The organism is Nocardioides sp. YIM 152315, from assembly GCF_029210375.1.
Classification (GTDB): Bacteria; Actinomycetota; Actinomycetes; order Propionibacteriales; family Nocardioidaceae; genus Nocardioides.
Map to the genome: position 1 here is coordinate 42333 of NZ_JARGER010000035.1, position 25392 is coordinate 67724.

Here is a 25392-nt window from a genome sequence, read left to right on the forward strand (position 1 = left end):
ACGAGGAGAAGAGATGACCACGACCAGGATCCCGCCGACGGAGATCTCCGGGCTCTACGGCGCGATGGTGAAGAAGTTCGCGGGCAGGATGTTCGGCCAGGTCCCCGAGTCCATCGGGGTGATGTGGCACCACCTGCCGGCGCTCAAGGCCAGCATGGGGTTCGGCCAGAAGATCCAGAAGTGGGACGAGTGCGACGAGAACCTCAAGTCGTTCGCCCACATGGCGGTGGCATCGCTGGTGGGGTGCTCGTGGTGCCTGGACTACAACTACTTCATGGCCTACAACAACGGGCTCGACGTGGAGAAGGCCCGCGAGATCCCGCGCTGGCGTGAGTCGGACGTCTTCGAGCCGCTGGAGCGGGAGGTGCTCGCGTACGCCGAGGCGATGAGCCAGACCCCGCCCACCGTGACCGACGAGATGGTCGCGAGCCTTCACGAGCAGCTCGGCTCCGCCGGCGTCATCGAGCTCACGACCGTGATCGGGTTCGCCAACCTGACGACCCGCTCCAACACCGCACTGGGCATCGAGTCCGAGGGCTTCGCCTCGTCGTGCGGGCTGAAGCCGATGGCCGAGCGCGTCGTACCGTCGTCGGCATGACCGCCTCGACCGGCGCCGAGGGCGACCCGTTCCTCGAGCACCGCCGCCTGCTCTTCACGGTGGCGTACGAGATGCTCGGCTCGGCCGCCGACGCCGAGGACGTCGTGCAGGAGACCTGGCTGCGGTGGGCGGACGTCGACCGCGGCGCGGTGCAGGATCCGCGGGCCTACCTGGTGCGGATCGTCACCCGGCAGGCGCTCAACCGGCTGCGCACGATGGCGCGCAGGCGCGAGGAGTACGTCGGCGAGTGGCTGCCCGAGCCGCTGCTCACCGCGCCCGACGTGGCCGAGGACGTCGAGCTCGCCGAGAGCGTCTCGATGGCGATGCTCACCGTGCTCGAGACCCTCACGCCCACCGAGCGCGCGGTGTTCGTCCTGCGCGAGGTGTTCGACACGCCGTACGCCGAGATCGCCGAGGCGGTCGGGAAGTCGGTCGCCGCGGTGCGGCAGGTCGCACACCGCGCCCGCGACCACGTCGCCGCCCGGCGGCCGCGGATGCAGGTGAGCCGGGCGGAGCAGGAGGCGGTGATCGAGCGGTTCGTGCGGGCACTCCTGACCGGCGACGTGCAGGGCCTGCTCGACGTGCTCGCGCCCGACGTGACCCTGCTCGCCGACGGCGGTGGCGTGGTCGACGCGGCCCGCATTCCGATCGCCGGCGCCGAGACGGTCAGCCGACTGCTCGGCATGTTCGCGACCCGGGGCCCGCGGGGAGCGACCGTGGCGCCGACGTCGGTCAACGGCGCGCCCGCGGCCCGCATCGACGTCGACGGCGTCCTCGACACCGCGGTCAGCTTCGTGGTCGAGGACGGCCGGATCAGCCGGATCTACGCCGTCCGCAACCCACACAAGCTGCACTGGCTCGACACCGCGGCCGAGCTGACGCGGTAGGCGCCGGCGTGGGCGCCGTGCCCGGAAGGTGCCACCGGCGGCGAGTCGTGCATCTCTCCTTGCGTTGGACGGCGCTCGGCGTCACGATCGCTGACCTCCGCCGTATGTGAACCGTTGATGCGGACGGGCTGGCCTGTAGGCCGGGTTCTGTACGCCGAAGCGTGGCGACCATCCATCTACGACGGCCGTTGCCGGCCGCCTCCAGCGGTCTACCCGCGCACTCGGGCGGGCCGCCCTCGGTCGTGCGCGCGTCCGGGGCCCGAGGGCCCCGGACTTCTTGACCTTGCTCCAGGTGGGGTTTACCGAGCCGGCCGGGTCGCCCCGGTCGCTGGTGGTCTCTTACACCACCGTTTCACCCTTACCTCCCTGCCGCCGGAGCGGCCGGGAGGCGGTCTGTTTTCTGTGGCACTGTCCCGCGGGTTTCCCCGGGTGGGTGTTACCCACCACCCTGCCCTGTGGAGCCCGGACCTTCCTCGGCACCTCCCTCGTGAGGTCGGTGACGCGGTCGCCCGGCCAGCCCATCCGCACCAGAAGGATAGGGCAGCGGGCCCTAGGCTGGCGCGGTGCTGGCTGACGGGTACGAGATCAGGCCCTTGGCGCGGGCGGACGCGGGGGCGCGGGCGGCGGCGTACGTGCGCAACCGCGAGCACCTGGAGCCGTGGGACCCGGTGCGCCCGGAGAGCTACTACACCGAGCGCGGGCAGGCCGACGACATCGCCCGCCAGCTGCTGGAGCGGGAGAAGGGGAAGCGGCACGCGTTCCTGCTCTGGTACGGCGCCGGCGACGGGGCGAGCGTGGTCGGGCAGGTCTCGATCGACAACGTGGTGCGCGGGGTGCTGCAGAGCGCGACGATCGGCTACTGGCTCGACCACGAGCACCTCGGCCGGGGCCTCGCGACGGAGATGGTCGCCCACGTCGTCGAGCACGCGCAGGAGCTCGGGCTGCACCGGCTGGAGGCGGGGACGATGGTCGACAACACCGCGTCGCAGGCGGTGCTGCGGCGCAGCGCATTCAGTGAGTACGGCGTGGCCGAGCGGTTCCTCTACATCCGTGGCGCGTGGCAGGACCACGTGCTCTTCCAGCGGATCCTGCACGACGACCCTCCCGGGAATCCCGTGCCCTGAGCAAGGGTTGTAGAGGCATGAACGACGACATGCTGCCCACGCCGCGGATCATCTTCCCGGACCAGGCGGCGCCGGAGTCGGCGTACCGCACCGCGTTCGACCTGCTGGCGGACCGCGCGCCCAAGGAGGCGCTGGGCGTGCTGGAGCCGGCGCTCGAGCAGGAGCCCGACAACACCGGCCTGCGCACGCTCCGCGCATGGGCCTACCTGATGCGCGCGCAGCTGCAGCGCGCCGAGACCGACCTCGAGCGGCTCGTGGAGGAGAACCCATCCGACGACTGGGCGCAGCACGCGCTCGGGCGCTGCCTGGAGCGACAGAGCAGGTACGCCGAGGCGCTCCCGCATCTGCGGCTCGCGGCCGCGATGAGCGGCGACCCCGACCACGGCCTGGCCGCGCTGCGCGTCGAGGAGCGTCTCAGGGACGACGCGTAGGGGTACGTTCCGGGCATGAGCGACTACTGGTTCTGCGTCAAGCACCACCGCGTGGAGCAGGGCGAGGACATGTGCCCGCCGATCGACCGGCTCGGACCCTACGCCACGCGCGAGGAGGCCGCGGGCGCGCTCGAGAAGGCCGAGGAGCGCAACGAGGAGTGGGACAACGATCCCAACTGGAATGACTGAGGCGCGCCTGGCCAAGGCGTCTCCATGGCCCTTCGTGGGGATGGCCGGCATGGCGTGCGCGTTCTTCCTGTACGCCGCGAGCGGGCTGGTCGCGCCGTGGTGGGCGGTGGTCCTGCTGCTCGTGGTGTGGGTCGGCCTGCTGGTCGTCGCCTGCGCCTGGTGGACCCCGCACCCGCGCCGGGTGCCCGCGGTGGCGGTGTTCGCGGTGGCGCTGTGGTTCGTCGTCGTCACCGCCGGAGGGGCGTGGCTGGGCTGGACCGCCTGAGCATCAGCCGACCGGGCGCACCGTGACCCGGGTGATGCGGTGCCGCTCGACGCCGGAGACCACGAGCTCGTGGCCGTCGACCGCGACGACGTCGCCGACGACGGCGACTCGACCGAGGCGATGCATGACGTAGCCGGCGACGGTCTCGTAGGGACCGTCCTCGAGCGGCACGCCGGTGTCGCGGGCGAACTCCTCGATCGTCAGGCCCGCGTCGACGACGTCGGGTGCGGTCTCGGGCGCGACCTCGTCGTACTCGTCGCGGATGTCGCCGACCAGCTCCTCGACCAGGTCTTCGAGCGTCACGATGCCGTCGGTGCCGCCGTACTCGTCGACGACCACGGCGATGTGCCGGCCCTCGTCGCGCATCCGGGCCAGCGACGGCAGCACGTGGTTGGTGGCGGGCAGGTGCAGGATGTCGCGGGTCAGGCCCTTGATGCGGCGCTTCGGGTCGGCGCCGAGCAGGTCGCGCACGTGGAGGAAGCCCCGCACGTCGTCCTGGCCGGCGCCGGTCACGGGGAAGCGCGAGTAGGGGTGCGACATCGCCGCCTCGACCGCCTCGGCGACCGTGCTGTCGACCGACAGGAAGGCGACGTCGCCGCGCGGTCGCATCACCTCGCTCAGCGAGCGATCGCCCGCGTCGAAGACGTCGGTGAGGATCTTGCGCTCGTCCTCGGCCAGTCCCTCGTGCTGGTCGACCAGGAAGCGCAGCTCCTCGTCGCTGAGCTGCTCCGACGTCGCGGCGGGGTCGCCGCCGAAGAGGCGCACCACGGCGTTGGTCGAGACCGACAGCAGCCACACCACCGGGCGCATCAGGACGGCGAACCGGTCGAGCGGCCCGCCCACGACGTACGAGACGCCGGCGGCGCGCTGCAGCGCGAGCCGCTTGGGCACCAGCTCGCCGAGCACCAGCGACAGGTAGGCGATGAAGAGCGTCAGCAGGATCAGCGCCAGGGTGTCGGCGGTGCGCTCACCGAGCCCGAGGTCCTCGAGCGCCGGCGCGAAGTCGGGCGCGAGGGTGGAGGCGCCGTACGCCGCGGAGAAGAATCCGGCCACGGTGACGCCGATCTGGACGGCCGCGAGGAAGCGGTTGGGGTCGCGCGCGACGCGGGCGACGCGCTCGCCGCGGCTGCCGCGCTCGGCGAGGGCCTTGATCTGCCCCTCGCGCAACGAGACCAGCGCGAGCTCCGTGCCGGCGAAGACACCGCCGACGAGGATGAAGGCCAGGACGAGGAGCAGGTTGGTCAGCGTGTGGGCGTCCACGCGTGCGAGGTTAGCGGCGTGGCCGCACCCGCAGGACGGAGTCGGCGCCGTTGCCGTTGTCGGTGGTGACGTAGAAGGTCGAGCCCGGGCCGTCGACCACGGTGCGGATCCGGCCGTAGCGGCGCAGCTCGCGAGGCACGTGCACCCGCCGCAGGTCGCCGTCGGCGGACAGGGTCAGGAAGAGCACCCGCGCGGCCTTGAGCGCCGCGACGGCGAGGGTGCCGTCGTACGCGCCGAGCGCCGGCCCGTGGACGAAGCCCCCGCCGGAGGTGGCGAGCGTCGGGTCGCCCGAGCTCCACACCGCCCCGATCTGGCGTCCCGGCAGCGACCGGTCGGTCATCGGGGTGTACTCGCCGTAGCCGGGAGCCGGGTCCCAGCCGTAGTTGCCGCCCTTGAGCAGCCGGTTGACCTCGTCGTCGCAGTCGGTGCCCTGCTCGATCGACCAGAGCGTGCCGTCCGACCGCTGGGCCAGACCCTGCACGTTGCGGTGGCCGTAGGTGAAGACGTAGCGCTTGGCCCGGGCCCGCGCGTCGACGTACGGGTTGGTCGGCCACGGCCTGCCGGTGAACCGGTCGAGCCGCAGCGTCTTGCCGCCGAAGGACCTCAGGTTCTGGGGGGAGGTCCCGATGACGGCGTCACCGGTGCCGACGAAGAGCGAGCCCTCGCTGTCGATGAGCAGCCGGCAGCCGGCGTGGCGTCCCGTGGTGGTGGGGAAGCCGCCGACGAGCTGCCGGATCCGCGTCACGCGGGTGGCCTTGGCGTTGAGCCTCCACGCCATCACCCGCACGTCGTGGCGCCCGCCCGACCGGAAGCCGCCCTGGCAGGTGTAGAGGCGGCGGTTCTGGGCGAACTCCGGGTCGAGCGCCAGCCCGGTCAGGCCGGTCTCGCCGCTCACCCACACCGAGTCGCTCGGGAAGCGGACGGCGCGCTTGTGGCCGTGGTCCCAGATGCTCAGCCGGGCGCGGTCACGCTGGGTGTAGATCAGGACGCCCCGGTCGAGCACGCGCACGTCCCACGGGTGGTCGAGGCCGCGCACCACGCGCTTGACGGCCAGCGAGGGGTACGCCGCGCGGTCGGCGGCCGCGGACGGGCGATGGTCCGGGGTCGTGGCGGCCGCCGGCGCGGCGGGCAGCGAGAGGAGCAGTGCGGCGGTCAGCCCGAGTACGACGGTGCGCATGCCAGCCACCGTAGGCTTCCCGAGGTCCTACAGCCAGCCGTTGCCCTCGGCGGTCAGCACGGCCTCGGCGCGGTTGGTGGCGCCGGTCTTGCCGATGGCCGAGGACAGGTGGTTGCGGACGGTGCCCTCAGAGAGGAAGAGCCGGCCGGCGATCGTGGCGACCGAGGAGCCGTCTCGGGCGGCCCGGAGCACGTCGGTCTCACGCGCGGTCAGCGGTGACTCTCCGGCCACCAGGCTGTCGGCGGCGAGGGTGGGGTCGACGACGCGCAGGCCCCGATGCACGCGGCGCACGGCGTCGGCGAGCTGCGCGGCCGGGGTGTCCTTGACGACGAAGCCCGCGGCGCCGGCCTGCAGGGCCCGGCGCAGGTAGCCGGGCCGGCCGAAGGTGGTGACGATGAGGACGCGCGTGTCGGGCGCGGCACGGCGTACCTCCGCCGTCGCGGCGATGCCGTCGATCCCGGGCATCTCGACGTCGAGCAGCGCGACGTCGGGACGGTGCTCGAGCACGGCGGGCACCACGGCGTCACCGGAGCCGACCTCGGCCACGACCTCGAGGTCGGGCTCGAGGCCGAGCAGCGCCGACAGCGCGCCGCGCACGAGCGCCTGGTCGTCGGCGAGCAGCAGCCGGATCACCGGGGTGTCGGTCATGCCCGGACCACCTGGAGGGAGAAGCCGGGGGAGAGGTCGCGGGTGACCACGGTCGCGCCGACGGCGGACGCGCGCTCGCGCAGACCGACCAGGCCCGAGCCGGCCGCGGACTCGACGGGACTCCCGGCGCCGTCGTCGCGCACCTCGGCGCTCGTCGGCGACAGGCTGACGACGCAGCGGCGCGCGCCGGAGTGGCGGATCACGTTGGTGACGCCCTCGCGCACCGTCCACGCGAAGAGCTCCCGCAGCTCCGTGGGCACCTCGTCGGCGGAGTTGGGGAGCCGGCCGTCGATCTCCGCGGCCGCCAGCGCGGCGCGGGCCCGGGCGAGCTCTCCGGGGAGGGTGAGCTCGCGGTAGCCCTCGACGGCGCGTCGCACGTCGGAGAGCGCGTCTCGGCTGAGCCGCTCGAGGTCTGCGAGCTCGGCTCGCACCCGCTCCTGGTCGACGTCGAGGAGCCGCTGCGCGAGCTCGGCCTTCACGGTGATCACCGTGAGGGAGTGGCCGAGGATGTCGTGCAGGTCGCGGGCGAAGCGGGTGCGCTCGTTCTCGACGGCGAGGCCGGCGTTCTCCTGCTCCGCGCGCAGCAGGTCGGCGTTGCGGCGCAGCACGGTGCGCATCCCCAGGATCGCGAACGACGCCGCGAGGATCGCGAAGGCCAGGCCCGCCTGGCTGCCCCAGTCCTCGACGGCGCTGAGGGCGATCGCGCCGAGGGCCAGGACGGCGACGACCGGCGCGGAGACCCGGAGCGGCAGCACCATCACGCAGCCGACCGCGATGTAGACCAGGCTGGCGAGCCCCTGCTCGCCGAGGCAGGCCACCATGACGGCGGCGAGCGCGACCAGTCCGCCCAGGTAGGACAGGGCGACGCGTGGCGACGGGTTGTCGATGAGGCGGAGCCGGTTCGACCGGACCTGGAGCCACAGCGTCATGTAGACGCCGGCGAAGGCGACGGTGGCGACCATGCCGACGATGCCGCGCGCCTCGTCGCGATGGGCCCAACCCTCGAGGAGCGGATCGACCAGGAAGAAGAGCCAGACCGAGGCGAAGACCGGGCCGAGCCGGTCCAGCCGGTGCGCCCGGGCCGGCTCGGTCTCGCTCATGGGCCTGAGGGTAGCCATCTCAGACCCGGCTGGTGTCCTTGCTCATCCGCCAGGCCGCGCCGGCGACGAAGATCGCGAGCCAGGCGACGGCGTTGAGCACGGCCGTCCACGCCAGGTCGCCGGTGAGCGGGTAGCGGCTGATCTCGGCGACGCCGTACATCGGTGTCCACTGGGCGATCGAGTAGATCAGCGTGCCCTCGTCGATCGGGATGAAGACGTTGCCGAGGAAGGACAGGACCGCGAGGCCGGGCCCGAGGATCTGCATGGCGTTCTCGCCGGGCACCAGGTAGCCGACGAACACGCCGAGCGCCGCGAACACGAGCGTGCAGACCAGCGTGAGCAGCGCGCACTCCACCCAGACGTCCACCGGCATCTCCGGCTTGCCCTGGAAGACGCCGACGACGTTGACCACGGTGATCGCGATGGCGCCGAGGACCAGGGCGAGGAGCGCCTTCATGACGATGTAGACCGTCGGGTCGAGCGGCGTCAGCCGGAGCTGACGCGACCAGCCCAGCGACCGCTCCAGGGCGACGGCGGTGCCGCCGGACGCGGCGGTCAGCGCGGCCCCGTAGAGCGCCATCGACACCATGATGTACGCCGCCACGTTGCCGTTGCCGACGTCGTCCGACCAGCCCTCGGTGGAGCCGAAGGACAGGAACAGCACGGCGGGGAAGACCAGGGTGAAGATGACGGTACGGCGGTTGCGCAGCATCCGCCGCAGCTCGATGCGCAGGACGGTCAGGTTGAAGCCGCCCAGGGGCGGGACCCTCCGGGCGGTCGGGTCGATGGTGGCGGTGCTCGTCGCGGGTGAGCTCATCGGGCGTCTCCTGTCAGGCTGATGAATGCGTCCTCGAGGCCGTGGGCGGTGATCTCCAGGTCGCGGGCGGCGGTCCGGGTGAGCAGGTGGCGGGCGATCGAGTCGCTGTCGCGGGTGTGGACGAGCACGGTGTCGCCGCGGACCTCGACCCCGGTGACGCCCGCGAGCGCCGCGAGCGCGTCGGTGTCGGCGGCGGGGAGGGTGGCCCGCACCGTGCGGCCGGACGCGAGCGCCTTGATCTCGGCGCCGGTGCCGTCGGCGACGATGCGTCCGTGGCTGATGAGCACGATGCGGTCGGCGTACTGGTCGGCCTCCTCGAGGTAGTGGGTCGCGAAGAGGACCGTGCGGCCCCGGTCGGCGTCGCGGCGGATCGCGGACCAGAAGGCCCGGCGACCCTCGACGTCCATGCCGGTCGTCGGCTCGTCGAGCAGCAGCAGCGCGGGGTCGGAGAGGAGCGCCATCGCGAAGCGGAGGCGCTGCTGCTCGCCGCCGGAGCACTTGGCGACCCGCCGGTCGGCGATCGCGGTGATGCCGGCGTCGGCGAGGACCTCGTCGACCGGGCGAGTGTCGGCGAAGAGGCTCGCGGTGTACTCGACGGTCTCCCGGACCGTGAGGTCCTTGAGCAGGCCGCCGGTCTGCATCACCGCCGAGACCAGGCCGCGGGCGATCGCCTCGCGGGGCGCGAGGCCGAGCACCTGTGCGCTGCCGGTGGTGGGCTGCGAGAGCCCCAGGACCATGTCGATGGTGGTGGTCTTGCCGGCGCCGTTGGGGCCCAGGAACGCCACGATCTCGCCCTGCTCGAGGGTGAGGTCGATGCCGCGCACGGCCGGCACGTCGCCGAAGGTCTTGGTCACCCCGGAGAGCCGCACGGCCGCGGTCCGGGTGAGGGTGCTCGTGGTCATGGCTCCAGCCTCGCGGCGGCCGACGCCATGACCCTCACACGGCCGTCACGACCTGACCATGACAGCTGTCACGGGTCGGCTAGAAGGTGTGCTCCTCGGCGGGGAACGTGCCGGCCCGCACGTCGGCGGCGTACTGCTGCGCGGCCGAGAGGAGTACGCCGTGGAGGTCGGCGTACTGCCGCACGAAGCGGGGCATCCGGCCGGTGCGCAGGCCGAAGGCGTCCTGCCAGACCAGCACCTGGCCGTCGCAGCCGGCGCCGGCGCCGATGCCGATGGTGGGGATGCCGACCGAGGCGGTGACCTCGGCCGCGACGTCGCCGGGCACCATCTCCATGACGACGGCGAACGCGCCGGCGTCCTCCATCGCCTGCGCCTCCTCGACGACCCGCTTGGCAGCGTCGCCGCGGCCCTGGACGCGGTAGCCGCCGAGGTTGTGCTCCGACTGCGGCGTGAAGCCGATGTGCGCCATCACCGGGATGCCGCCCTCGGTGAGCTTGCGCACCTGGGGCGCCATCGCGACGCCGCCCTCGAGCTTCACGGCGTGCGCGTGGGCCTCCTTCATGAACCGCACGGCGGTCAGGTAGGCCTGCTCGGGCGAGGCCTGGTAGGAGCCGAACGGCAGGTCGGCGACGACCAGCGCGCGTCGGACCGACCGCGTGACGGCGCGGGCCAGCGGGATCAGCTCGTCGACCGTCACCGGGAGCGAGGTCTCGTTGCCGAAGACGTTGTTGGAGGCACTGTCACCGACGAGCAGCACCTCGATGCCGGCCTCGTCGAAGGTCTCGGCGGCGTACTGCTCGTAGGCGGTGAGCATCGCGAACCGCTCGCCGCGCTGCTTCATCTCGCGCAGGTGGTGGGTGCGGACCCGCTTGATCGCGGCGGCTCCCTCGGCCTTCGCCGGACCGGTGCCGTACGGCGCGGTCTCCTCGCTCATGGGTTCCCCTGACTGTCATCTCGCGGCTCCCTGATGGAGTCCACGGACCGCTTGTCAGGCTAGCCCCGCGATGCGCCCGTGACGCTGTGTGCCTGGTCACCCCGGGACGCGAAGGGACCCGCTCCGTGGATCGGAGCGGGTCCCGCCGCGGGTCCCCCCGGGCTACTGGATGGTCAGCACCTCGCCTCCTTCAGGCTGTAGTCGGAGGTGATGGTGCGGCCCTTGAGGATGCGCACGGTGCGGCTGGTCGGCTTGAAGCCGTCCTTGGCCACGATCACCGAGTAGGGGTTGCCTCTCGTGTCGAGCCACCACGCGTACTCGCCGTCCTCGTCGGTGAAGAGGCTGAGGTCCCCGGACCACCAGTCGAGCTGGACCGTCGCCTCGTCGATCGGGGCCACGGCGCCGGCACAGTCGGTGCCGTTGACGGTGCCCTGGACCTTGCCCCAGCTGCGCGGCGGCGTGATGTTCATCGTTGCCGCCACCGGCTCCGTGTCGACGGGCGAGTCGGTCGCGAAGCTGATCCGCGCCGTGTAGGTGCCCGGCTGCTCGACCGCGGAGTCGAACGTCGCGATCACCTCGGCGCTGTCACCCGGCTCGAGCGTCAGCGTGGTCGGCTCGACGGTCAGCCACGGAACGCTGCTGCCCGTCTCGCCGGTCACGTTCAGCACCATGTGGAAGTCGGGGAACCCGAGCTCCGCGACGTCGACCGGCTCGGGCGTGCCGCAGGTCTCCGAGCGCAGGTACGTCGGAGCGGTCTGGCCCTGGTCGTTCGACCCGACGAAGAACGCCCGTCCGGTGCCCGCCTGGTCGGGTGCGTCGATCTCGACGACCAGGCTGGAGCCGGCCGGTGCCGTGCCCTCCACCGGGACCGTCACCAGGGTGAGGTCCTGCGGGCTCAGCGTCTCCTGGGTGCTCCCGATCAGCGTCATGTTCGCGTACTCGAGTGGACCGTCGAGCGTGTAGAGGTTGACGTTCATCGCCACGTCGCCGCCGCGGACGGTCTCGACCCCGAAGGACACGTTGGTCACGTTGAAGTCCGTGGTGATGTCGAAGTCCTCCAGCGGGAAGACCCGCAGCCAGCCGGTGTCCCGGGTCTCGCCGGTCGCCGAGTTGGAGCAGGCGATCGAGTTGGCCGAGGCGATCTCCTGCGACACCGACTCGGTGATGGTCACCTCGTCGTTCTGCCGCTTCGGCAGGCTCGGCGTCTTCGAGCGCCCGGGCTCGAGCCCGGAGGTGCCGAGCCGTGGACCCGTCTCCTTCGACGTGCCCAACGCGGACCCGCCGAGCTTCGACCCGGACGACTTCGCGGAGTCGCTGCTCCGGGCCGCCGTCGCCGCCGCGCCGACGTTGTCCATCTGACGCAGGCTGGTCGCCGTGCCCGTGCCGCCACCGAGCATCTCGAAGTCGCCACCGCCCGTGGACAGGTCCACAGTCAGCGGCGCCGTACCCGAGTTGGTGAGCGTGAGGGTGCGGTTGACCGTGCCGTTGCCCAACCGCCTCGTGACGGAGATGCTCGACTTGTCGACGGTCAGCTGACCGGCCGCCAGGCGGAAGTTGGCCGTGGCCGTGCGGTTGCGCGGCACGTTCACGGTCTTGGTCTGCGACGTGTACTGCTCGGCGCTGGCCTCGAACGGGTGTCGTCCGGTCTGCGACGAGAACAGCTGGTAGAAGCCGTCGTCGAGCGCAGGGTCGTCCGGAGTCGCCTTCGTCGTGGCCGTGTCGTCGGGGTTGTCGAGGCTGGTGACCGTGGCGTCGTCGACACCGGCTCGACCGGTCGACCCGCGGACGTTGCCGACCACGAGACCGCCCTCGACGGGGTCGCAGGTGCGGTTGCCGATGAAGACGTCGTCGACCTCCCACCACCACGCGTACGACGCGTCGTAGTAGCGGAAGCGGACCTGCACCGCGGACTCGCCGGCCGCCATCGGCAGCTCGAGCACGTCGGTGCGCGGGCCGCGCACGTCGGTCGTCTGGTGCAGCACCGTCTCCCAGGTCGCCCCGCCGTCGACGCTCACGTCGACGTCGGCGGAGTCGCCCAGGTTGTTGTAGTCCTGCGCGAACCCGACGACCGGTGCGGTCAGGTCGGACATGTCGACGACCGGCGAGACGAGCGAGGTGTCCTGCTCACCACCGGAGCCGTACTCGTCGCTGTCGACGATCGCGAAGCCGTCCTCGCCGCCGGTCAGGTTGTCCCGGGCTCCCGGGTTGTCGAAGGCCCAGACCTGGCCGGCGCCGGCCTCGTCGGTCACGCTCCAGCCGTCGGGGAGCGCCCCGCCGGAGAAGTCCTCGGTGACGCCGTCGGTGTTGTAGCGGTAGCCAGCGGCGATGCAGGTGCTGGCGTCGACCGGCACCGCGACGTCGTGGGTGACGTCGCCGCCGCCGACCTCGACGTCCGAGGTCGCCGGCAGGTAGCCGGGCAGGTCGGCGTCGACACTCACCGAGTACGTCGAGCCGCTCGGCAGCTCGAGGCTGTAGTCGCCGGTCGACGGGTCCGTCCAGGTGTCCGGGGCCGGTCCGTCGACGGTGACCTTCGCGTAGAGCGGCCAGCCGTGGCCACCGCCGTCGGTCACGGTGCCGCGCACGGTCACCAGGGGCGCCGCCGTCAGGGCGAAGTCCTGCGTGGTGGTCGTGCCGGTCGTGACGGAGGCGTCGGCGCCCTCCGAGCCGTAGCCGAACGCCGAGGCCGACACGGCGTAGTCGCCGGTCGGGAGCCGCAGCGAGTAGCTGCCGTCGGCGTCGGTGGTGGTGGAGCGGTCGAACTCTCCGTCCACGTCGACGGTCGCACCCGCCAGCGGGTCGCCGGTCCCGGCGTCGGTCACGGTGCCCGCGAGGGTGCCGGTGTCGCCGACGGGAGCCGCCTCGATCAGGGCGAGCGCGTCGAGCCGGCCCTCACCGAAGACGTTGTTGTCGTCGGCGGTGCCGCCACAGGTCGTGCTGTCGACGTCGACCGCCGTGCCGTCGAGGAGCGCGCGCGTCCCCTCGATGTCGCCGCGCAGTGACGGAGCGGCGGACCACAGCAGTGCGATCGTGCCCGCCAGGTGCGGCGCGGCCATCGACGTACCGCTGGCGCTGCCGTAGCCGTTGCCGGGCACGCTGGAGCGCACGTTGACGCCGGGAGCGGAGATGTTCGGCTTGATCTCACCGTCCTGGCCGGCGCCGCGCGAGGAGAAGCCCGCGATGGCGTTGTTCACGTCGTAGGCACCGACCGAGTAGTTGAGGATCCGGCTTCCAGGTGAACCGCTGGTCTCACAGGACGGTCCGTTGTTGCCGTTGGACCAGCTGCCGAAGATGCCGGACGCCGCCCAGTCCTCCTCGATGTCCTCCATGAATGGGTCGTTGCTCGGGAGCTCGGTGCCCCACGAGTTGTTGATGATGTCGGGCCGCTTGCTGACGTCGGCGTTCTCGCCCTCGAGGTCGGTCGGCGCGAGCATCCACTGCCCGGAGTCGATCAGGGCCTGGTCGGAGGGGCAGCACCCGTTGGCGGTGATCCACGTCGCGCCGGGCGCGACACCGATCTGGTTGGCCCCGCCGTCGCTGCCGACCATGGTGCCCATCGTGTGGGTGCCGTGGCCGTCGTTGTCGCAGGGAGCGTCGCCGCACGAGCCGGCTGCGTCGAACCAGTTGTAGTTGTGGTCGAACGTGCCGTCGCCGTTGTTGCCCCGGTACTGGTTGACCAGTGCGGGGTGGTCGAACTGCGTGCCGGAGTCGATGCTGCCGACGACGATGCCCTCGCCGGTGTCGCCGAACTCGCTCCAGACGTCGTCGGCGTTGATGTTCGCGACGCCCCACTCGACCGCGTTGGGGGAGTGGACGTTCTCACCCTTCTTCGGCTGGGGGAGCTTGTAGCTGAAGGTCGGGTAGAGCGCCTCGACCTCGGCGTGGGTGGTGAGCTCCTCGGCCAGCTGCTGGCTGCCGCCCTGCACGCGGATCGCGTTGGTGGCCCAGAAGGCGTGGTACGAGGTGCCTTCGCCGTCGAGCAGCGCCTTGATGTCGGCCTGGCTGTCCCGGGCGACCTTCGACAGCCGGTCGTAGACGAACTGGCCGCGCGCGGTGCGGTCCTTGATGGTGGGCGCCTTCGACAGGTCCGCACGGTCGGCGAACCGGATCCAGAACGAGGCGGAGCCCTTCTCGTCCAGCTGCTGGGCGAGCTTCGGCTTGATCTTGCCGAGCTCCGGATCACCCGGTGCTGCGGCGGCGGTGGTGGGTGCGGCGAGTGCCAGGACGCTCGTGACGAGCAGCAGACTGGCCAGAGCCACGAGGTGGCGCCGGGATCGTCCGGCGCCCCGGCCCCGCGAGCGGGGTACAGGCAGGCGTGGTGACATGCGTGTTGGTCCTCCCGAGATCGGACCCCGGAGACGGGGTTGTCCCCGGGCCGGAGCGATGACGCTAGGGAGCGGGACGCGCGGGCGACAACGGGATCTTGTGGGCAACTTGCGGGCGATCCGCGGGCAACGCGGGCAAACCTGCGGCGACTTCGGGGCAGCCGCGGGGAATCCTTGCGGTCGACATTCCTTGACGACCCCGGAATCGATGCACGAAGGTGTCTTTACCTTCGAAAGGACGGGGTGTGTCTCTCGCTCGGGGAGAAAGACCGGTCCGTGTGGTGTCGGAGGAGCGCTCGTCGCTGCCCGGTGCCACGGGACCTGCCATCGTGATCGCGGTGGCGCCCACGGCCGCGGATCGGGTACGGATCACCGACGCGGTCGGCAGTGCTGCGCCCGTGCTGCTGGTCGGCTCGGTGCGCGAGGCCGTGCGCCTGCTGCAACGTGACGTCTCGTTGGCGGGTACGGCGGAGCCGGAGGCGGTGGGGCGGTCCGGGCCGGGTGCCGCCGTCGACGCGGTCGGGCTCCGATCCGTCGTCGAGCGGGTCGAGCCGGTCGAGCCGGAGCCGAGCGAGCCGGAGCACGCGGTGGACTTCGTGATCGACTCCGACGCCAGGGTGGTGCGGTGCGGGGACCGGCTGGCGGACCTGTCGCCCCTGGAGCACGACCTGTTGGTCAGCCTGCACCAGGCGGGTGGACACATCCGGACGTTCGCGTGGCTGCAGAAGCACGTGTGGCACAACGACCACCAGGGCAGCCGGTCGCACGTGCAGAGCGTCGTGAAGCGGCTGCGCCGCAAGCTCGGCGAGATCGGCAGCCCGGTGCAGATCGACGGCGTCCGCGGCGTCGGGCTGCGGCTGGTGGCGGACGCGGTCGACCGCTACCTCGGCTGACGGCCGGCTCGAGCGCTACGCCACGCTCGCGGCGTCCGCCGCGGCCTCGAGATCGGCGATCACGACCTTCTGCATCCGCATCAGCGCCGCGATCGCGGCCCGCGCGCGGGCGGCGTCGGCGTCGGAGACGAGCTCGTAGAGCCGGGTCGGCACGATCTGCCAGGACAGCCCGAACCGGTCTTCCAGCCACGCGCAGCTGCCCGCCCGGCCGCCGTCGACGAGCGTGTCCCAGTAGTAGTCGACCTCGGACTGGTCGGCGCAGCTGACGCTGAGCGAGATGGTCTCGGTGAAGCCGGCGTGCACCGGTCCGCCGTTGATGCCGCGGAACGCACGACCGTCCAGCGTCCACTCCACGGCCAGCACCCGACCGTGGTCGTCGCGCGACACACCGGTGACCGCCGAGTTGGGGAAGACGCGCGTGTAGAACTCCACGGCCTCCACGAGGTTGTCGTCGAACCACAGGCAGGTGCTGATCTCGGGCATGCCACTCCGACCGGGCCCGGGCGGTCAACTCATCGCAGGCGCCGCGGATCTGGCTCGTTCGGGTCATGCCGAGCGGGCTGGTGGGGGGGCACCCTGAGGGGATGGCAGGACCGCAAGCCCCCCGGGAAGAGCTCCGCCTGGCCGTCGTCCTCAACGGCGGGGTCAGCCTCGCCGTCTGGATCGGGGGAGTGGCGCTCGAGATCGACCGACTCACGCGCGGGGACCGCGTCTACGGCGAGCTGCTGCGGATGCTCGACATGAGCGCCCGCGCCGACGTGATCACCGGGACCTCCGCCGGCGGCATCAACGGGGCCGCACTCGCGCTGGCGCAGGTCAACGACCACGCCGACCTGCGCGGCCTGCGGGACCTGTGGGCCGCGCAGGGACGGATGGAGACGCTGCTGCGCACGCCCTTCCAGGGCCAGCCGGCGTCGCTGCTGCGAGGCGACGAGTACTTCCTCCCGTCGCTGGAGCGGGCGCTGCGCGGGCTGGCGGTGGACTACGCCCCGATCGGTCCGGACCGCCGGCCGATCCACCTCGGGGTCACGACCACGCTCCTCGACGGTGCCCGGACCGTCACCTCGGACGCGCTCGGCCAGGCGCTGCCGCAGGAGCTGCACGCCGGGCTGCTGACGTTCAAGCACCTCGAGAACGACGGACAGGACGACTTCGCCGAGGACCAGATCGGCGAGACCGTACGCCGTCTCGCGCTCGCCGCCCGGTCGTCGGCGAGCTTCCCGGTCGCGTTCGAGCCGTCGTTCCTGCCCGTCGGCACGGCCGTGTCGGGCAACGGCCGGCCGGACATGACGATGGTCGCCGACTGGGTCGACCCGACCGGGCCCGTCGACCAGTCGCACTTCGCCGTCGACGGCGGCGCGATGGTCAACACGCCCACGCTGCCCGCGCTCGAGGTGATCGACAGCCTGCCGGCGAGCACGTCGGTCCGCCGCGTGATGCTGCTGGTCTTCCCGCACGCGCCGAGCGTCCGGGAGCGCCCGGCAGCGGACGAGCACGACCCGCCCACGGTCGTCGAGGCGCTGACCGGACTCGCGCACGCGACCCGCAGCGAGGCCGGCCGCACCCACGTGGAGAAGGTGGAGGAGCACAACCGGCGGGCGGCGGCGCGCCGGTTCGGTCGCGCCGACGTGCTGATCAGCCTGCAACGCAGCACGAACAACGGCCTGGCCGAGATGCTGGGTGGGCTGTTCGGCACCCTCTACCCGCACTACCGCGAGCTGCGGCTGCGGCGGGCCGCACGCGACCTCGCCGAACGGGTCCCCGCCCGGCGCGGCTGGTCCTACGACCGCGTGCTCACCGCGGTCGAGCAGGCGCAGGCACGCGTCGACGCCCGCGACGGCCTGCCGTACGTCGTCGCCACGGCGGCGGCCGACTCGTGGCGGTTCGACCCGGACCGCGGCTGGCCGTGGGGCGTCACGACGGCCGAGCACCTGGCCGACGACGCGCTCGACCTCGCGCGGCGGCTGGTGCGCCTCGACTGCACCGCGGAGGAGCGGCTCCTGGTCGAGCAGGAGCGGATGGCGCTCTTCGCCGTACGACGGGGCGTGGAGGACGCGCGCAGGCGCTTCGACGACGTGTGGTTCCAGGGGATCCTCAGCGGCCTGCCGCCGAAGGCGTCGTACTGGCAGGTCCGACTAGACGCCCAGCAGCGTGCCTACCTCGGCGGTCGCACGCTGGAGGCGACGGACTTCGCCGAGCTCACCTCCGAGCCGGAGCGGCGGGTGAGGCTCGCGGACGCCGTCAACGAGACCTACCCGGAGCGGAAGCTGGGGGACGCCGTCGGGGCCAGTCTGGTCGCCCTCGCGACGTCGCTGCGCGAGCTGACCGCGACCGTCACCCGGCTCGCGGCCGCCGCCACCGGGGACGACCAGCTCGCGCTGCTGGCCTGGCAGCGGCTCCTGACGGAGGCCCCCGACGAAGAGGCTCTGATCACCGAGCTGGTGCGCCTCGACGTGGTGACGACCTGCCTGAGCAACGCACCCGAGCGGGGCTCCGAGCAGCTGGTCGAGCTCGTGCAGGTGAGCCTGCAGACCGCCAACGTCTTCGCCCAGGTGACGACGCAGGGCACCGACAAGCTCGGAGGCGCGCGACTGGGGAGGTTCGCGGGGTTCCTCAAGGAGTCCTGGCGGATCAACGACTGGATCTGGGGCCGGCTCGACGCCGCCACGATGCTCTGCCGGGTCCTGCTCCAGCCCGAGCGGATGCGGAGGGCGCGCGCCGAGGCCGAGCGGCGCGGTGAGCCGTGGCCGGCCACGGCCGAGCAGTGGGTCGACGAGTGGGTGGCACGGCTCTTCGAGGGGCGCGACCCGGGGCCCGGGTTCCTCTCGGTCCGGGAGCGGGCGGTCGCGGAGATGCACCGCTGCGTCTACACCGACACCGCCGACCTGCCGCCGACCCTGGACGCGGTCGCCGGGCTGTTCGCCTGGGCGATCCAGGCGGACGTGGCGGCCGAGGACCTGCCTGCTCTGCGCGACGCGATCGCCGCCGATCGCCGCGAGGGTGCGACGCAGGCGTCGTACGGCGCCCGCTTCGTCGAGGACAACGCTGCCCTGCTCGACCGGCTCAAGGGTCTGGGGCCGGTGCCGCTCGCGTCGAACGACCCGAGCCTTCCTGAGTCGGTCGACCCGAGGTCCGCCGAACGGCGTGGCCTCGGCCTGGACGGCCTGCGGGCCTTCGACCGTGCGGGCGTGGGGCGCGAGCCGCTCGACGCCGAGGCGTCCGGGGACCTGCTGATCCGCACGGGCGTGACCGCGGTCGCCGTCGGCGCCACCGTGCTCGACAGCCCGAAGCTCGGCGTGCCGGCGGCCAAACCGCTGACCCGCACGATCCGCGGGGTGGCGCTGTTGCCCTACTGGGTGGCCCGGGGCCTCACGGGCGGTGCCCGCATCGGCAACACGGTCGCGATCGCCGTGCTGGCGCTCGGTGCCGCGATGCTCGCGCTCTCGCTCGTCCTGTCGGAGACGCCGCGGTGGGTGGCCCTGATCGGGGTCTCCGCCGTGCTCTTCGGCTTCGCGTACGCGGCCCTGCGCACCGGCAGCCTGCTGCACGGGATCGTGCTGCTCGCGCCCGTCGTCCCCCTGGTCGCGTACGCCGTGACGCAGCAGGTCCGGCCGGCCGAGACCAGCCTGCCCACGCTCGCGGTGCTGCCCTTCGTCGCGGCGCTGATCGCCGGCCTGGTCGTGCTCGGGTCGCTTCCGGCCCTGGTGCGCACGCCGTTCGCGGTCGTCGACGGCTGGGTGGGGCGGCGGACGCTGATCGCGCTCATCGTCGCCGCCGGGGTGCTCGAGGTGGCGACCGTGGTCGTCATTGCGCTGCTCGTCTCGTGGAGGCCGGCCGCCGTCGTCCTCCTCGTCGCGGTCGTCGTCGACGCGGCGACCTGGCTCGCACAGCGGGAGTCGTCGGCGTTCCGGGTCCGCTTCCAGGCCGTCGGCGGCTGGGTCGAGGACCGGCTGGTGCACCCGCAGGCGGTGGCCGGGGCGTGGGCGTGCGTCTACGCACTGCTGACCGCGGCGGCAGGCGTGGTGCTGTGGCTGCTGGTGCGCGGGCTCGACGACGACCTGCGCTTCGGCTCCGGCGAGCACCGGGGCGACCTGACCGCCACCGGCGTCGCCCTGTGGGCGTCGGTGATCGGCGCGCTCGTGATGACGGTGCTGCTCGCGGTGCTCGTCCTGGCGCTGCCGAGGCGGGCGCGGAGCCGCTTCGCCGATGAGCTCGAGCGCCAGGCGCGCCTGGGCGTGCTCCCGGTGGGGGCGAGCCTCGACGAGACCCGGGACCTGCTCGTGCGACGCCTGCGCACGCGCGGCACGGCGTACGTCTACCTGACCGAGGTGGTGGGCGCCGAGCTCGTGCTCTCCGACATCGGCGACCGGCTTGCCCAGCGGCTGTGGCACGCGGGCGCCTCCTAGACTCGCGGCGTGGACTTCTACTCCGCCTACGGCCATGGATTCGCGCGAGTGGCCGCGTGCACCCTGCCGGTCACGATCGCCGACCCGGCCGCCAACGCCCGGGCCATCCTCGAGCAGGCCCGCGGCCTGCACGACGACGGCGTGGCGCTGGCGGTGTTCCCGGAGCTCTCGCTGACGGGCTACTCGGTGGAGGACCTCTTCCTCCAGGACCGGTTGCTGGAGGCGGTCGAGGACGCGCTCGCCGACCTGGTCGCGGGGACGGCGGAGCTGCGGCCGCTGCTGCTGGTCGGGGCACCGCTGGTCCACGGCACCCGAGTCGTCAACTGCGCCGTGGCCGTGCAGGGCGGCCGGATCCTCGGCGTGGCGCCGAAGTCGTACCTGCCGACCTACCGGGAGTTCTACGAGCGGCGCTGGTTCGCGCCCGGCGACGACCGCCGGGACGAGACGATCCGGCTGGGCGGCGCCGACGTGCCCTTCGGGCCCGACCTGATCTTCGAGGCCACCGACGTGCGCGCCCTGCGCGTGCACGCCGAGGTCTGCGAGGACATGTGGGTGCCGATCCCGCCGAGCGCCGAGGCCGCCCTCGCCGGCGCCACCGTGCTCGCGAACCTCTCCGGCAGCCCGATCACCGTGGCGCGCGCGGAGGACCGCCGGCTGCTGGTGCGCAGCGCGAGCGCGCGCTGCGCAGCGGCGTACGTCTTCGCGGCGGCGGGGCAGGGGGAGTCGACCACGGACCTCTCGTGGGACGGCCAGACCATGGTCTACGAGGGCGGTGAGCTGCTGGGGGAGACCGAACGGTTCCCCGACGGGCCGCGCCGGACCGTCGTCGACGTCGACCTCGACAAGATCCGGCAGGACCGGCTGCGGATGGGCACCTTCGACGACAACCGGCGCACCCACGACGGTCGGGTGCGCGGCTTCCGCACGATCCCGTTCGAGGCGCGGCCGCCGTCGGGGGACATCGGGCTGCGGCGCAAGGTGGACCGCTTCCCGTTCGTGCCCGACGACGCCGAGCGGCTGGCGCTCGACTGCTACGAGGCCTACAACATCCAGGTCTCGGGGCTGGAGCAGCGGCTGCACGCGATCGGCTCGGGCGACTTTAAGCCGAAGGTCGTGATCGGCGTCAGCGGAGGGCTCGACTCGACCCACGCGCTGATCGTCGCCGCGAAGGCGATGGATCGGCTCGGACGCTCGCGCGAGGAGATCCATGCCTTCACGCTGCCGGGGTTCGCGACCGGCGACACCACGAAGTCCTATGCCACCCGGCTCTCGAAGTCGCTCGGCGTGCACTTCGAGGAGATCGACATCACCGCGGCCGCCAACCAGCTGCTCGCCGACCTCGACCACCCGTACGCCGCGGGCGAGGAGGTCTTCGACATCACCTTCGAGAACGTCCAGGCGGGCCTTCGCACCGACTACCTCTTCCGGCTCGCCAACCACCGCGGCGGCATCGTGCTCGGCACCGGCGACCTCTCCGAGCTGGCGCTGGGCTGGTGCACGTACGGCGTCGGCGACCAGATGTCGCACTACAACGTCAACGCTGGTGTGCCGAAGACCCTCATCCAGCACCTGATCCGGTGGGTCGCGGGCAACGGCGAGTTCGACGACCAGACCAACGCGCTGCTGCTCGAGATCGTCGAGCAGGAGATCACCCCCGAGCTGATCCCCACCCGGGAGGACCAGCTGCCGCAGTCGACCGAGGCGTCCGTCGGCCCCTACTCGCTGCAGGACTTCACGCTCTTCGAGGTGCTGCGCCGGGGTTCGCGGCCCAGCCGCATCGCGTTCCTCGCCTGGCACGCGTGGCGCGACCCCGCCGAGGGCGAGTGGCCGCCGAACTTCCCCGACGAGCGGCGCATCTCCTTCGGTCTCGCGGAGATCCGGCACTGGCTCGTGGTCTTCACCGAGCGCTTCTTCGCCAGCCAGTTCAAGCGCTCCGCACTGCCCAACGGACCGAAGGTCAGCCACGGCGGCACGATGTCGCCGCGCGGTGACTGGCGGATGCCCTCGGACGCCGGGCCGGCCGCCTGGCTCGCCGAGATCGAGTCGATCCCGGAGCGATGACGGCGAACCGGGACGGCCGCCGGATCGTCCTGCTGTCCCTCGGTGCGGTGCTCGGCCTCGTGGTCGTGGGTGGCCTCGGCCTGCTGGCCGCCGACGACGACGCCGACGCCGCGTGCAACGGTCACGTCGAGCTCTGCGACCGGGCGTACGACGAGGTCGCCTACGCCGCGACCCACAACTCGATGGCCGCGGCCGCCGAGCCCGGGTGGTTCTTCGCCGAGCAGCCCGACGGGATCCGCGCGCAGCTCGACCACGGCGTACGCGTGCTGCTCGTCGACAGCTGGTACGGCCAGCGCACCGACCGCCGCGGGATCATCGCCACCACGGGGTCGACGCGAGCCGACGCGCTGCGCGAGGCACGTGGGGAGTTCGGCGAGCTCGCGGTCCGGGCGGCGCTCCGCGCCCAGGGCGCCACGGGCCTGTCGCCGCAGGGGCCGGTCCGCCCCTACCTCTGCCACGCGATGTGCGAGCTCGGCTCCACGTCGTGGCGCCACAGCCTCGACGAGCTGCGGGACTGGCTGGCCGAGCACCCGCGCGAGGTCGTGACGGTCTTCGTCCAGGACGAGGTCACACCGGCCGACACCGCCGAGGTCGTCGAGGCCGCCGGCCTGCTCGCGTACGTCGCGGCGCCGCCCGCCTTGGGCTGGCCGACCCTCGGCGAGATGATCGACTCCGGCCGCCGGCTGGTCGTGCTGATGGAGAACCACGGCGGCGGCACGTCGTACCCGTGGCTGCTCCAGGGCTTCGACTGGGTCCAGGACACGCCGTACCTCTTCCACGACCCGGCGGAGTTCAGCTGCGCTCCGAACCGTGGGGATCCTGACGCGTCGCTCTTCCTGGTGAACCACTGGATCAAGAGCAAGACCCGCATCGCCGAGAACGCCGAGGTCGTCAACGACCGCTCCGTCCTGGCGCCTCGCCTCGAGGAGTGCGAGGCGGAGCGCGGCCGGCTGCCCAACTACGTCGCGGTCGACTACTACGACCGGGGCGACCTGATGGCGGTCGTCGACGAGCTCAACGGGTTCTGATCCGGATTCGCAGGTTGACGCGGGCGACAGGCGTACGTCAGCGAGCGAACCAACTGTCCCCGGGCACCGTCGACTCTCGCTCCGGCAACCGCTCGTCGTCCGGCCGCTGCGGCGGCCACAGGGCGCGAATGCGGCCGGCCGCATCCGTCATCGCGTCTACCGGCAGCTCGGTCACGGTGTCACCGATACCGCGAGCCGGCCAGGCGCAGATGATGCGGGCCGGGCCGGGCGGCGGCAGGGGGGTGACGAAGAAGTCGGCACCGACCGCACGTTCGTCCCCGCCGCCTCCGCGGTAGTGGACCATCACGCCACCGCCCGGTTCGCGGTGACGGGAATCCCATCCCCTGTGACGCCCTCGCCGGCCGTCGGCGAACTCGATGCCGATCAGCATCTCGTCTGGACCGGCGCGGTGGAAAACCTCGTACAAGGGGCGCCGCGGCCGATCGCGCGCCCGCAACTCCAGATGCAGCCGGAACCCGGTGGAATAGACGTGCAATCCGGCGCAGAAGACGGCGTAGCCGTCGGTGGCGAGGAGTTCGGTGTCGAAGGCAACCGTTGCGGGGATCTCGTTGCGTGGCTGACCGAGCGGGTCCTCGAGCAATGCGTCGGTGTCCGCGGGCCTACCCGCGTCCGCTTCGACCGCCGGCAGTTCCTCGCTCATGCCGGCAGTGTGGCATCTGCCTCGGCGCATCGGCCCCGCTTCCGGGCTGGTCAGGCGGCGAGATCGAACTCGAGCAGGAGGTTGGTGAACTCGGCCTCGAGGCGTGACCCGTTGGCGGGGTATCGGGGGATGCGTCGGGTGCCGGTGTGGTCGACGAGGTAGTGCGCGCCGTGGGGGTCGCGCCACAGGTAGATGCCGGGGAAGGATTGTCGGACTTTCCAGCCGGGGGCGTGGGTCTTGATCCGGTGGTGGAGTGTGGTCATGGGTCCGTAGTTGCCGATGCCGGATGGTCCGCCGGCGTCGAAGGGGATGGTGTGGTCGACCTGCATCGCACGTGAGGTGCAGGCGGCGTGGGGGAAGGTGTCGGCCGGCGTCATCAGGTGCACGGCCTGGCGATGTCGGTCGGGGATCTCGTAGGCGTCGACGGGTGCCTGGCCGGCGAGGTCGAGGACAGGCTGGATCCTGAACCGGACGTTCGGTCCGAGGACCTCGCGGACCCATGCCTCGGTGACCGGGCCGTGGCCCTCGACCCGCGCGATGCCCTCGCTGTCCACCCCGCCGTAGAGGTGGACGAACAGGGTCACGGTCGGCAGCAGGTCCGCGAGGTCCGGGACCTCGGGGGCGACCGGGGCCTGGTCCTGCTTGTCGTCCTGCTCGCCGTCGTTCTCGGTGTCGGGGAGGCCTTGTCCGGTCATCAGGAGGAGGACGGTGAGGACGCGGCGTTCGTCGTCGGTGGCGTCGGGGTAGGCGTGCTTGAGGTGGTGGGCGCCGGTGGTGGTGACGGCTTCGAGGGTGGTGATGGTGGCGAGGTCGGCGCGGACCAGGAAGGAGGCCATGCCGTGGGCCTCGCCGTGGAGCCTGCGGGCGAACCGGGCCTTCGCGGCCTTCTGCTCCTTCTCCCGGGCGGCCTCGGGGTCGGCCTGAGCGACCCTGGCCTCCACCAGCGCTTCGAAGCGGGTCCAGCAGATCCGGCCGTCGGCGGACTCCGCGACCCCGGCGTCGACGTAGGCGGCCTGGTCATGGGCCAGGTCGCGGGTCTTCGCGCACACGTGGCGGGCGTAGGAGGCGCGGACCTCCCCGGCCTGGACCCGGGCCCACAGCTGGGGGTGGCGGTGGTGGAGGTCGAGGGCGTCGGCGATCAGCTCGCGGGCGGCGTAGGGGGAGCGTCCGATCCGGGCTCCGAGGCCGGCGGCGGCGAACTCGGTGACTTCCGGGGTCCCGGGACCGCCGTAGCGGCGGGCCTGCTCGCGGCCGGGCTTGACGGTCTCGGCGGGGTCGAGCCGATTCGCCGAGTGCAGGACCGCCCACTGGTAGGCGGCGCGGAGCAGGTCGACCTCGGCACGTCGCGCGGTCTCGGCGCAGGTGCCGGCGAACTCGAGGACCTGGTCCTCGGTCATCGCGTCGAGTGCCTGCGACATGACAGCCTGCGGCTTGTCTGTGATGTCTCAGGACATGGGTGACAGTTCTGTGTCAGGACATCGGTGACACTCGGTGTGTCAGGACTTCGGTGACACTTGAGGGTTCTTCGGACGTGTTCCGGGTGGTCGGCCGTTGCCGACGTATCTGGTTCCGACGGCGGGCCGGACGTGTTCGGCGAGGATCTCGCCTTGTAGGTCGGTGATGGTGATCTTGTCTCCGGGCTGAGTGCCCTGGGCGATGACGAGGACCTGTTTGAAGGCGTGGTCGACG

Annotated in this window: 22 protein-coding genes and 1 other RNA gene; 10 read left to right on the plus strand and 13 right to left on the minus strand. The window is 72.2% G+C overall.

The genetic code is table 11. The annotated features are described in order from the left end of the window. Nucleotides 1–13 precede the first annotated feature (13 nt). Together PZ894_RS11500 and PZ894_RS11505 are read left to right on the plus strand one after the other, a co-directional pair. Nucleotides 14–598: a carboxymuconolactone decarboxylase family protein gene (locus PZ894_RS11500; protein ID WP_275744874.1), complete on the plus strand. Its 585-nt coding sequence runs from the start codon at nucleotides 14–16 to the stop codon at nucleotides 596–598. Then, nucleotides 595–1485 carry an RNA polymerase sigma-70 factor gene (locus PZ894_RS11505; RefSeq protein WP_275744875.1) on the plus strand — a complete coding sequence of 297 codons (891 nt, stop codon included), beginning with the start codon at nucleotides 595–597 and terminating at the stop codon, nucleotides 1483–1485. The genes PZ894_RS11500 and PZ894_RS11505 overlap by 4 nt, the downstream gene beginning before the upstream one ends. 120 nt (nucleotides 1486–1605) lie before the next feature. Here the strand turns inward: PZ894_RS11505 and rnpB are convergent. Continuing rightward, nucleotides 1606–2006: RNase P RNA component class A (rnpB, locus tag PZ894_RS11510), an RNA gene on the minus strand. Nucleotides 2007–2048: 42 nt separating this feature from the next. Here rnpB and PZ894_RS11515 point away from each other — a divergent pair. Genes PZ894_RS11515 through PZ894_RS11530 form a run of 4 tightly spaced genes read left to right on the plus strand, consistent with a single transcriptional unit; the run spans nucleotide 2049 to nucleotide 3494 of the window. Continuing rightward, a complete protein-coding gene (locus PZ894_RS11515) occupies nucleotides 2049–2609 on the plus strand; it encodes a GNAT family protein (RefSeq protein ID WP_275744877.1) in 561 nt (186 codons plus the stop codon). 17 nt (nucleotides 2610–2626) lie between these two features. Then, nucleotides 2627–3040, plus strand: a complete 414-nt coding sequence (locus PZ894_RS11520) for a tetratricopeptide repeat protein (protein WP_275744878.1) — start codon at nucleotides 2627–2629, stop codon at nucleotides 3038–3040. Between the two features lie 15 nt (nucleotides 3041–3055). Next, on the plus strand, nucleotides 3056–3229 hold the full coding sequence (locus PZ894_RS11525) for a hypothetical protein (RefSeq protein WP_275744880.1): 174 nt from the start codon (nucleotides 3056–3058) through the stop codon (nucleotides 3227–3229). After that, nucleotides 3222–3494 carry a hypothetical protein gene (locus PZ894_RS11530; RefSeq protein ID WP_275744882.1) on the plus strand — a complete coding sequence of 91 codons (273 nt, stop codon included), beginning with the start codon at nucleotides 3222–3224 and terminating at the stop codon, nucleotides 3492–3494. Before PZ894_RS11525 ends, PZ894_RS11530 begins: the two co-directional genes overlap by 8 nt. A 3-nt stretch (nucleotides 3495–3497) precedes the next feature. Here PZ894_RS11530 and PZ894_RS11535 read toward each other — a convergent pair whose 3' ends face one another. From PZ894_RS11535 to PZ894_RS11570, 8 genes are all read right to left on the minus strand, one after another. Further along, entirely contained in the window at nucleotides 3498–4754 is a 1257-nt protein-coding gene (locus PZ894_RS11535; protein ID WP_275744884.1) for a hemolysin family protein, read from the minus strand. Between the two features lie 10 nt (nucleotides 4755–4764). Further along, nucleotides 4765–5931: a PQQ-dependent sugar dehydrogenase gene (locus PZ894_RS11540; protein ID WP_275744886.1), complete on the minus strand. Its 1167-nt coding sequence runs from the start codon at nucleotides 5929–5931 to the stop codon at nucleotides 4765–4767. Between the two features lie 27 nt (nucleotides 5932–5958). Then, a complete protein-coding gene (locus tag PZ894_RS11545; RefSeq protein WP_275744888.1) occupies nucleotides 5959–6579 on the minus strand; it encodes a response regulator transcription factor in 621 nt (206 codons plus the stop codon). Next, on the minus strand, nucleotides 6576–7679 hold the full coding sequence (locus tag PZ894_RS11550) for a histidine kinase (protein WP_275744890.1): 1104 nt from the start codon (nucleotides 7677–7679) through the stop codon (nucleotides 6576–6578). Before PZ894_RS11550 ends, PZ894_RS11545 begins: the two co-directional genes overlap by 4 nt. 19 nt (nucleotides 7680–7698) lie before the next feature. After that, nucleotides 7699–8496, minus strand: coding sequence for an ABC transporter permease (locus tag PZ894_RS11555; RefSeq protein ID WP_275744892.1), 798 nt, complete (start codon nucleotides 8494–8496; stop codon nucleotides 7699–7701). After that, nucleotides 8493–9398 carry an ABC transporter ATP-binding protein gene (locus PZ894_RS11560; RefSeq protein WP_275744893.1) on the minus strand — a complete coding sequence of 302 codons (906 nt, stop codon included), beginning with the start codon at nucleotides 9396–9398 and terminating at the stop codon, nucleotides 8493–8495. Before PZ894_RS11560 ends, PZ894_RS11555 begins: the two co-directional genes overlap by 4 nt. A 79-nt stretch (nucleotides 9399–9477) precedes the next feature. Further along, entirely contained in the window at nucleotides 9478–10332 is an 855-nt protein-coding gene (gene panB / locus PZ894_RS11565) for a 3-methyl-2-oxobutanoate hydroxymethyltransferase (protein WP_275744895.1), read from the minus strand. Nucleotides 10333–10505: 173 nt separating this feature from the next. Then, nucleotides 10506–14588, minus strand: a complete 4083-nt coding sequence (locus PZ894_RS11570) for a S8 family serine peptidase (RefSeq protein WP_275744896.1) — start codon at nucleotides 14586–14588, stop codon at nucleotides 10506–10508. A 347-nt stretch (nucleotides 14589–14935) separates the two neighbouring features. Between PZ894_RS11570 and PZ894_RS11575 the strand changes: the two genes are divergently transcribed. Then, the gene (locus tag PZ894_RS11575) at nucleotides 14936–15547 is read left to right on the plus strand and encodes a winged helix-turn-helix domain-containing protein (RefSeq protein WP_275744897.1); all 612 of its coding nucleotides are present in this window, start codon (nucleotides 14936–14938) and stop codon (nucleotides 15545–15547) included. Nucleotides 15548–15562: 15 nt separating this feature from the next. Here PZ894_RS11575 and PZ894_RS11580 read toward each other — a convergent pair whose 3' ends face one another. Then, nucleotides 15563–16030 (minus strand): VOC family protein, encoded by a 468-nt coding sequence (locus PZ894_RS11580; RefSeq protein ID WP_275744899.1) that lies wholly within the window; start codon nucleotides 16028–16030, stop codon nucleotides 15563–15565. A 101-nt stretch (nucleotides 16031–16131) separates the two neighbouring features. On the opposite strand from PZ894_RS11580, the gene PZ894_RS11585 reads away from it, so the two are divergent. Genes PZ894_RS11585 through PZ894_RS11595 form a run of 3 tightly spaced genes read left to right on the plus strand, consistent with a single transcriptional unit; the run spans nucleotide 16132 to nucleotide 23042 of the window. Further along, nucleotides 16132–19953: a patatin-like protein gene (locus PZ894_RS11585; RefSeq protein WP_275744900.1), complete on the plus strand. Its 3822-nt coding sequence runs from the start codon at nucleotides 16132–16134 to the stop codon at nucleotides 19951–19953. A 9-nt stretch (nucleotides 19954–19962) separates the two neighbouring features. Next, the gene (locus PZ894_RS11590; RefSeq protein WP_275744902.1) at nucleotides 19963–22014 is read left to right on the plus strand and encodes an NAD(+) synthase; all 2052 of its coding nucleotides are present in this window, start codon (nucleotides 19963–19965) and stop codon (nucleotides 22012–22014) included. After that, entirely contained in the window at nucleotides 22011–23042 is a 1032-nt protein-coding gene (locus PZ894_RS11595; RefSeq protein WP_275744904.1) for a hypothetical protein, read from the plus strand. The genes PZ894_RS11590 and PZ894_RS11595 overlap by 4 nt, the downstream gene beginning before the upstream one ends. A 37-nt stretch (nucleotides 23043–23079) precedes the next feature. Here the strand turns inward: PZ894_RS11595 and PZ894_RS11600 are convergent, their stop codons facing one another. The 3 genes from PZ894_RS11600 to PZ894_RS11610 form a co-directional block, all read right to left on the minus strand. Further along, nucleotides 23080–23703, minus strand: coding sequence for a hypothetical protein (locus PZ894_RS11600; RefSeq protein ID WP_275744906.1), 624 nt, complete (start codon nucleotides 23701–23703; stop codon nucleotides 23080–23082). A 50-nt stretch (nucleotides 23704–23753) separates the two neighbouring features. Next, entirely contained in the window at nucleotides 23754–25121 is a 1368-nt protein-coding gene (locus PZ894_RS11605; protein WP_275744908.1) for a DUF222 domain-containing protein, read from the minus strand. 78 nt (nucleotides 25122–25199) lie between these two features. Beyond that, the coding region (locus PZ894_RS11610) for a hypothetical protein (protein ID WP_275744909.1) at nucleotides 25200–25392 on the minus strand (193 nt) is incomplete at its 5' end.